The organism is Massilia sp. DWR3-1-1, from assembly GCF_049898325.1.
Taxonomy (GTDB): domain Bacteria; phylum Pseudomonadota; class Gammaproteobacteria; order Burkholderiales; family Burkholderiaceae_D; genus JAFCUW01.
Genome location: NZ_JAFCXL010000008.1, coordinates 233,836 through 241,754, shown reverse-complemented (window position 1 = coordinate 241,754; position 7,919 = coordinate 233,836). Strand labels below are relative to the sequence as shown.

Here is a 7,919-nt window from a genome sequence, read left to right as displayed (position 1 = left end):
GATACAAGCGCCGAAACGAGGGGTCGGACCCGGCGCTCGCCTCGAACCCATCGCGGGGTGGGCTTGGATGGTGCGTGCTTACGCTAATGGGCTTTCACGGTAACGGTGAAAGCGCCAAATTTTTCCATATATACAGCTCGGGCCATTGCTAGATTGCTACAATAGTTTCTACCATGCTGCGCCCAGCTTCTTGTCGGGTGCGCATGCTGACCATCAAGGATGCCATGAAAAATGAAGTAAATATTGTCGAGCAGCTCGACGTTGCGGAAGATGCTTACCGGCGCAGCCGGCTGCGCGTGATGCAGCGCATCGCGCTTGCCCTGCTGCTTGTAGCCACCATGCTGTTTGCCCTCGCACGTTCACGCCACGGCCAGCATCCCGCATGGGGCTACCTGGAGGCCTTTGCGGAAGCGGCCATGGTCGGCGCCATCGCTGACTGGTTCGCCGTCGTTGCACTGTTTCGCTATCCGCTTGGTATCCCCCTGTGGCATACCGCCATCATCCCGAACAGCAAGGACAGCATTGGAAAAAGCCTCGGCAACTTCGTCGAGAATCATTTCATCACCGAAGAGAGCGTCGTCGAACGCATTCGCAAGGCTGACATTGCCATGCTACTGGGCGAGTGGCTGCTGCATCCCCTCCATGCAAAGCAGGTGGGGGACGCAGCAGCGGGTATTGCCCGGCAATTGCTGCAGCGGGCCGATGGCGACCTGGTCCGCCACATGATTCGCGACCTGGCAAGCGATGAACTGGCCAGGCTCGACCTGTCGACCCTGGCCGGTGGCGGTATCGACGCCCTGGTTGCCGAGGGCATGCCCGAACAAATGCTCGATGCGATTCTCGGCAAGCTCGGCGGCTGGCTTGCCGACGAAAACAATCACGACATGATCGGCGACCTGCTGGTGCGCTGCCTGAATATCGACAACGCGATGATCAGATCGATGGTGCAGGGCTACACGCCAAACATCATCGAGTCGCTGCAAAAACAGCTTGTCGAAGTTCGCCAGGATGACAAGCACCCGCTGCGCGCCAAGGTGGGCGGATGGATCGCCGACAGCACGATGCGGCTGAAAGCCGATCCCGCGTGGAAGGCATCGATTTCGCGCTATCAACAGCAACTCGTGCACAGCGAGCACGTGCAAGGTGCCTTGAACGGATTGTGGGACACCTTCCGCGCGCGCATGCTGGCCGACCTGCAGGGGCCATCACCGGCCTTGGTGGCCGCCACCCAGGGCCTGGTGGAAAAAGCCGGGCGCGTGCTGGTGACCGAGCCAGGCGCGCGCGAATGGATCAATGGCGCCATTGAATCGATCAGCCGGACCCTGGTCCAGCGTCACCGGGGCGAAGTGACGCCCTTCATCGAGCAGCAACTGGCGAAGTGGACGAAAGAAGAAATGAGTGATCGCATCGAGCTGGCGATTGGCCGCGATTTACAGTTTATCCGGATCAACGGCACCCTGGTCGGTGGCCTCGTTGGCGTACTCATTCATGCGCTGACCCTGGCGCTCTGACGCCCGAATCGAGCGCTGGAGGGCAAGCTCGCCGTGCCACAACGTCCGTCTGGCACGGTGAATGGACCCGGTATGGCGATTGGTATTTGACGGCGGCCTGTCAGGTGCGCCGGATATCGCCTTTTTCTCTCTGCCGCCAATACGGCCAGTCGAGCGAAATTGTTGGCTAAGACATGGAGGCGGCCCTCTTTGCCAAATATCAAGCTTCGACAGAAGTTGATCGCTAGAATTATCCTCGTTGCACCGAGCTATTTCTTTGTGAAAAACTGCCGACGGGGGCCGCATGAGCAAGAGCGATGCACACATGTTCAATCCCGGCGCGGTGTGCCCAATGACCCACTGCCGCTGGCCAATCTCCCCCCACCGTTTTCCCCTGCGCCACGACCAAGGCGGCGCCATCGCCATCATGTTCGCCCTGTTGCTTATTCCCATACTTGGCGTGTGCGCGCTGGCCCTTGATCTGGCCATGGTGTACAACCGCCAGGCGGAAATGCACAGCCTGGCCAGGTCCGTCGCCATCAGCGCGGCGCGCAGACTCAACGGATCGCCAGCGGGCATCAGCGATGCCGTCAATGATGCGGCAGCCACCGCCAGCGTCACCAGGTTCAAGAACCACAGCCGGGCGATTGCCTGGTCGTCGGCGGCTCTCAGGTTCAGCAGCACGCCGGCGCGCGCGGGCACCTGGCTCGATGCGACGTCGGCCTCGGCCGCCGCCACTGCCCCCGGCATCTACTATGTCAAGGTCGACACGGCCGCCCTGGCGGAGATGGGCGTGGTCAATACGGCGCTGGCGCGCATCCTGTCGCCGTCGCTGGCGACAGTGACGACCAGCAGCGACGCCATTGCCGGGCGCACCGATATCGCCGTCGCACCGCTGGCAATTTGCGCCATGTCGACGGCGCCGGCCGCTTCGCGCCCGAACGGGGGGGCGGCTGCTGAGCTGGTGCAATACGGCTTTCGCCGGGGTATCAGCTACGATCTGGTCAATCTGAATCCGAATGGGCTGGCCGCACTGAGTTTTGTCATCAACCCGCTGGCCAGGCCCGGCAGCACGGGCCTGGCGGCCAACCTGGACACGTCCACGGTGGGGCCGTATGCCTGCAGCGGCACACTCGGCATTCCCGGCCTGACCGGGGGGGCGCTGGCGGTCGCGTCGCCGTTCCCGCTGGGGTCTCTGTACCGGCAATTGAACTCGCGCTTCGATCAATACGACGGCGACGTCTGCCATGCCAACGGCGCGCCGCCCGACAGCAACATCAAGGCCTACGACTACACGGGCATGGTGACGCCGCTGCAGTGGACCACCAAGGCGGTGCAGGGGCAGACGGCGACCATGTATCTGGGCACCAGCAGCCGCTCGACTTACGCCGATTTGCCGTACCCGGGCGGGACCGTTGGCCAGTACGGTCCCGTGTGGGCGTATGCCAAGGCGGTGTCGTATGCCAGCTACCTGGCCAGTCCCGTCGAGCCGGAGGAAGGCTACACGGGCATGGCGACGACGGTCTGGCCGAGCTTGTATAACACTCAGGGGGCCAAGATCAGCTACCCCGTTACCACGCCGTACAACACCGACTCCGGCGTGACGTATGCGCCGCCCGGCGCGGCGCACGCTCCCGGCATCCGGAATCGGCGGGTGCTCAATGTTGCACTGCTCAACTGCTCGACCACACCCGCGAGCAGCGCCACGGTGCTCGCGGTGGGGAAATTTTTCATGACGGTGCCAGCGACCTCCTCGGTACTCGCCGCCGAGTTTGCCGGCACCGTACCGTTTGACCGTCTGGGCGGCAAAATCGGAGTCTTCCAATGATCATCCCGACAAACCGCCGCCGGCAGGGCCAGGGCGGCGTGGCCAGCGTCGAATTTGCCCTGGTGCTGCCAGTGATCACGATCCTGCTGGCGGTCACCCTGTTCTTCGGGCGTCTGTTCTGGCATTACACGGTAGCGCTCAAGGCGGCCAGCGATATGGCCACCTTTATCGCGCTGTCAAGTAAAGCCGAGATGACCGAGAGTAATGCGGCGTTGGGTGAGATCGAGATCGTCAAACTGGCGCGCGCCATCGGCGAGGCGGAACTGGCCGAGCTCAGTCCAGGCAACAATGCGCGTCCAATCATCGACATCACTTGCGATGGTGGTACTTGCCGTGGCGACAGTACGCCGGACGCCTTGGTGGTGATGGTAAAAATGCGGATGTACGATCCGATTCTTCGTGACATACGGGTCCGGATTGGCCCCACGCAAGGCCTGTTGCTCCATGCGGAAGTGCGGGTGCGCTATGCCGGCTTGTGAAGCGCCACTGCGCCGGCGGCAGGCCGGCGCCACGATCGTCGAATTCGGCCTCATCGTGCTGCTGTTTTTCGCCTTCCTCTTCGCCGTCATCGAGCTGGCGCGGATGATGTTTCTTTTTAATACTTTGCAGGAAGTCACGCGCCGGGCGGCCCATGGCGCCGCCGTTACCAGCCCGGGCAGTACGGCCATGGACGATGTGCGCACGAACGCCATTTTCCGCAGCGACCACGGCGGCCTGGCAATGATGTCCGAGCTGACTGACCTGGCGGTCCGGATCGATTACCTGTCGCTCAGTCGCAGCAGCAGTGGCGCTTACGCCATGCAGGAAATGGCGTCAGGCGCGGTGCCGACCAGCCCGGGGGCCAACCGCCAGAACTGCCTGTTCAACCCGTATGCGAGCAACTGCATCCGCCTGGTGCGCGCCAGGATCTGCGAACCGCAAGTGACGGACAGCTGCCGCCCCATGCAATTTCGCCCCATGATCACGTTCTTTCCGTTCAGCGTGCCGCTGCCGATGGCAACGACCATCGTCAAGGCCCAGTCGCTGGGCGAGCAGCCGAACTGACCGAGGTCGCACGCGCATCGGCCGTGCGCGCAACAGCAACGACGACAAGGTTCTTCAAGAAGCCGATGCGCCTGCGGATGCGACGCCAGGACTTGATGTTGATGGGTAGCGAACGTCGGCGACGATGCAAGGCCGCACCAAAAAAAATAGCCCACTCGAAAGTGGGCTATTTTTTTTGATCGTACAACTAAATTCTGGAGGCGAGGACGGGAATCGAACCCGTCTAAACGGCTTTGCAGGCCGCTGCATAACCTCTTTGCTACCTCGCCAGAAACCATACTATCCTTATGCGCAAAATGAGCTTAGCGCCGGATCAACAAAAAGGGAAGCCAGGCTTCCCTTTGTAGAATTCTGGAGCGGGAGAAGAGTCTCGAACTCTCGACCTCAACCTTGGCAAGGTTGCGCTCTACCAACTGAGCTACTCCCGCATTGGAGTCATACTATTTATACCATTTTTCATCTTGCGAACACACCAGTAAAAACACTGGAGCGGGAGAAGAGTCTCGAACTCTCGACCTCAACCTTGGCAAGGTTGCGCTCTACCAACTGAGCTACTCCCGCATTTGCAAGACAACGATTATCGCAGAAAAAATGTTTTTTTTCAAGGATAACTGTGCGACGTTTCCGATACTCTGGAGCGGGAGAAGAGTCTCGAACTCTCGACCTCAACCTTGGCAAGGTTGCGCTCTACCAACTGAGCTACTCCCGCTTCGTCACGACAGGCACGCATTATAGGGGATGATTCCGCAAATGTGAACCCCTAAAAAACAAACAAAAGAACCAGCCCCATTTTGTTTGTTGAACCAGGCGCCGGCCGGCTTCGCAGCCGGCGCTTACAACAAACGACCCGGCCCCGCTTTACAAGGCAGCGCCGCCCTTTTCCTTGATCATGGGCCAGGCCAGGCGCAAATAATAAAACATCGACCATACCGTCAGGATGGCGGCGATGATCATGAATGCTTCACCGAGCAACTGGGTGTCGAGAAAGCCCCACAGGACGTCGTGAAACAGCAGCATGGGGATGGCCGTCATTTGCATGGCCGTCTTGATCTTGCCCAGCGAGCTGACCGCCACCGAGCGCGAGGCGCCGATCTGCGCCATCCATTCGCGCAGGGCGGAAATGGCGATCTCGCGACCGATGATGATGAAAGCAATAAAATGGTCGACGCGATCGAGGTGCACCAGCACCAGCAAGGCGCCGGCGACCATCAGCTTGTCGGCGACGGGATCGAGAAAAGCGCCAAAGGCGGAGGTCTGGTTCCAGCGGCGCGCCAGGAAACCGTCGAACCAGTCGGTCACGGCGGCGATGATGAACACCAGCGTGGCGGCCAGGTCCTGGTCGGAACGGGGCAGCCAGTGGATCGGCAGGTAGTAGACGCCTACCACCAGGGGTATCAAGGCAACACGCAACCAGGTCAGCAGGATGGGGATGTTAAAAGGCATAAGGAAAACTGGGTGAGCGCTGCGGTGAGGCAAGAAAAGCGGGCGCCTGGGCGGCCAGCCGTCTTGCCGATGAGTGGTAAAGCACTTGCGCCGCTAGTCTACCGTGCAATTGCCGTTTAAACCAGTTCACGCGCGCGCACGCAAACCGTTTAAACGACAGCCGCACCAGCGCCCCGCTCAATGTAACTGACGATAGATTTCCTCGGCCAACTGGGTCGAGATGCCCTCGACGGAGGTCAAATCCTCCACGCTGGCGTCGACCACCCCGCGCAGCCCCCCGAAGCGCGCCAGCAGGCGCTGGCGGCGCTTGGCGCCGATGCCCTCGATCTCCTCCAGGCGCGAGGTCTGGCGCGTCTTGGCGCGCTTGGCGCGCATGCCGGTGATGGCGAAGCGGTGCGCCTCGTCGCGGATCAGCGCCACCAGCATCAGCGCGGCCGATTCCTTGCCCAGTTCCTGCGCCGGCCGGCCGTCGACGAACAGCAGCGTTTCCAGGCCCACGCGCCGGCCCTCTCCCTTGGCCACCCCGACGATCAGGCTGATGTCGAGCCCCAGTTCGGCGAACACCTGGCGCGCCATCTCGATCTGGCCCTTGCCACCGTCGATGAGGACGATGTCGGGCATGACGGCGTCGCCATTGGCCATCGCCGCGGCGATTTTCTCGTAGCGGCGCATCAGGACCTGGCGCATGGCGGCGTAATCGTCACCCGGGGTGATGTCGTTGATGTTGTAGCGCCGGTATTCGCTGTTTTGCATGGCGTGGTGGTGGAATACCACGCACGAGGCCTGGGTCGCCTCGCCCATCGTGTGGCTGATGTCGAAGCACTCGATGCGCAGGCTGTCCAGGTCGGCGCCGTCGAGCGCCAGCGCCTCGGCCAGCGCGCGCGTGCGCGACTGCTGCGAGCCCTGCTCGGAGAGCAGGCGCGCCAGCGAAATGTCGGCGTTCTTCTGCGCCAGTTCCAGCCACTGGCGACGCTGCCCCTGCGGCTGGAAAATCAGGTTGATGCGGTGGCCGCATTGCTCCTGCAAGGCCAGCAACAGGGCCGGCTGGTCGAACTCGATATTGAGTATCAGGCAGCCGGGAATGAATTTTTCACTGTAGTGCTGGGCCATGAAGGCGGCCACCACCTCGACGTCGATGCTGGCCTCGCCAATCGCCTCGGCCACCTGGGTGGGAAAATAGGCGCGGTCGCCCAGGTGGCGCCCGCCCCGCACCATCGCCAGGTTGACGCAGGCGCGCCCGCCCTGCACCACCACGGCGATGATGTCGACGTCGGCGTCGCCCGTCGTTTCCATGCTTTGCTGGTGCAGCACTTTCGACAGCGACTGGATCTGGTTGCGCACGGCGGCGGCCTGCTCGAACTTGAGCTCGGCGGCAAAGCCGTGCATCTTGGCGTCGAGATCGGCCATCACCTCGCCCTGGCGCCCGCGCAGGAATTTACCGGCGTTGTCGACATCGACCTGGTAACTGTCGACGTCGATCAGCTTGACGCAGGGCGCGCTGCAACGGCCGATCTGGTGCAGCAGGCAGGGCCGCGTGCGGTTCGAATAGACACTGTCCTCGCAGGTGCGCAGGCGAAACACCTTTTGCAGGATCTGCATCGATTCCTTGACCGCCCAGGCCGAAGGGAACGGCCCGAAATACTGGTTCTTCTTGTCCAGCGCGCCCCGGTAATACGCCATGCGGGGCACGGCGCCGCCGGTGATCTTCAGGTAGGGGTACGACTTGTCGTCCCGGAACAGGATGTTGTAGCGGGGCTTGAGCGTCTTGATCAGGTTCGCTTCGAGGATCAGGGCCTCGGCCTCGCTGTGCGTCACCGTCGTCTCCAGGCGGGCGATACGCTCGACCATCAGGGCGATGCGGGGGCTGGCCAGGTTTTTCTGGAAGTAGCTCGAGACCCGGCTCTTCAGGTTGCGCGCTTTGCCCACGTACAACACGGCGTCGTTGGCGTCGAAGTAGCGGTAGACGCCAGGCAGGCCGGGCAGCTTGGCCACGGTGGCGAGCACCTGGGCGCGCGCATCGACGGGCACCGGCGTCGGGGCGGGCTCGGCGGCGGCAGGAATGACAGGCGGCGCGGGCGGCGCCGGTGAAACCGCGGGTACGTCGGCCATGCGAT

Annotated in this window: 6 protein-coding genes and 4 tRNA genes; 4 read left to right on the top strand and 6 right to left on the bottom strand. The window is 62.3% G+C overall.

Annotated features, from left to right (window positions below):
* The first annotated feature begins 224 nt into the window (after nucleotides 1-224).
* The 4 genes from ACP7EY_RS11120 (at nucleotide 225) to ACP7EY_RS11105 (ending at nucleotide 4,362) form a co-directional block, all read left to right on the top strand.
* Nucleotides 225-1,511, top strand: a complete 1,287-nt coding sequence (locus tag ACP7EY_RS11120) for a DUF445 domain-containing protein (RefSeq protein WP_426193413.1) — start codon at nucleotides 225-227, stop codon at nucleotides 1,509-1,511.
* Between the two features lie 283 nt (nucleotides 1,512-1,794).
* Nucleotides 1,795-3,318, top strand: coding sequence for a pilus assembly protein TadG-related protein (locus ACP7EY_RS11115; RefSeq protein ID WP_426193411.1), 1,524 nt, complete (start codon nucleotides 1,795-1,797; stop codon nucleotides 3,316-3,318).
* The gene (locus tag ACP7EY_RS11110) at nucleotides 3,315-3,797 is read left to right on the top strand and encodes a TadE/TadG family type IV pilus assembly protein (protein WP_426193409.1); all 483 of its coding nucleotides are present in this window, start codon (nucleotides 3,315-3,317) and stop codon (nucleotides 3,795-3,797) included. Before ACP7EY_RS11115 ends, ACP7EY_RS11110 begins: the two co-directional genes overlap by 4 nt.
* The gene (locus ACP7EY_RS11105; protein ID WP_426193407.1) at nucleotides 3,784-4,362 is read left to right on the top strand and encodes a TadE/TadG family type IV pilus assembly protein; all 579 of its coding nucleotides are present in this window, start codon (nucleotides 3,784-3,786) and stop codon (nucleotides 4,360-4,362) included. The genes ACP7EY_RS11110 and ACP7EY_RS11105 overlap by 14 nt, the downstream gene beginning before the upstream one ends.
* Before the next feature lie 195 nt (nucleotides 4,363-4,557).
* Here the strand turns inward: ACP7EY_RS11105 and ACP7EY_RS11100 are convergent.
* The 6 genes from ACP7EY_RS11100 to uvrC form a co-directional block, all read right to left on the bottom strand.
* A tRNA-Cys gene (locus tag ACP7EY_RS11100) sits at nucleotides 4,558-4,631 on the bottom strand.
* Nucleotides 4,632-4,714: 83 nt separating this feature from the next.
* A tRNA-Gly gene (locus ACP7EY_RS11095) sits at nucleotides 4,715-4,790 on the bottom strand.
* A gap of 57 nt (nucleotides 4,791-4,847) precedes the next feature.
* Nucleotides 4,848-4,923 (bottom strand) — tRNA-Gly (locus ACP7EY_RS11090).
* Between the two features lie 72 nt (nucleotides 4,924-4,995).
* Nucleotides 4,996-5,071: transfer RNA gene (locus tag ACP7EY_RS11085), tRNA-Gly, on the bottom strand.
* A gap of 149 nt (nucleotides 5,072-5,220) precedes the next feature.
* Complete coding sequence (gene pgsA, locus ACP7EY_RS11080; RefSeq protein ID WP_426193405.1) at nucleotides 5,221-5,805, bottom strand: CDP-diacylglycerol--glycerol-3-phosphate 3-phosphatidyltransferase; 585 nt, start codon at nucleotides 5,803-5,805, stop codon at nucleotides 5,221-5,223.
* Nucleotides 5,806-5,982: 177 nt separating this feature from the next.
* Nucleotides 5,983-7,914 carry an excinuclease ABC subunit UvrC gene (gene uvrC, locus ACP7EY_RS11075; RefSeq protein ID WP_426193403.1) on the bottom strand — a complete coding sequence of 644 codons (1,932 nt, stop codon included), beginning with the start codon at nucleotides 7,912-7,914 and terminating at the stop codon, nucleotides 5,983-5,985.
* Nucleotides 7,915-7,919: the final 5 nt, after the last annotated feature.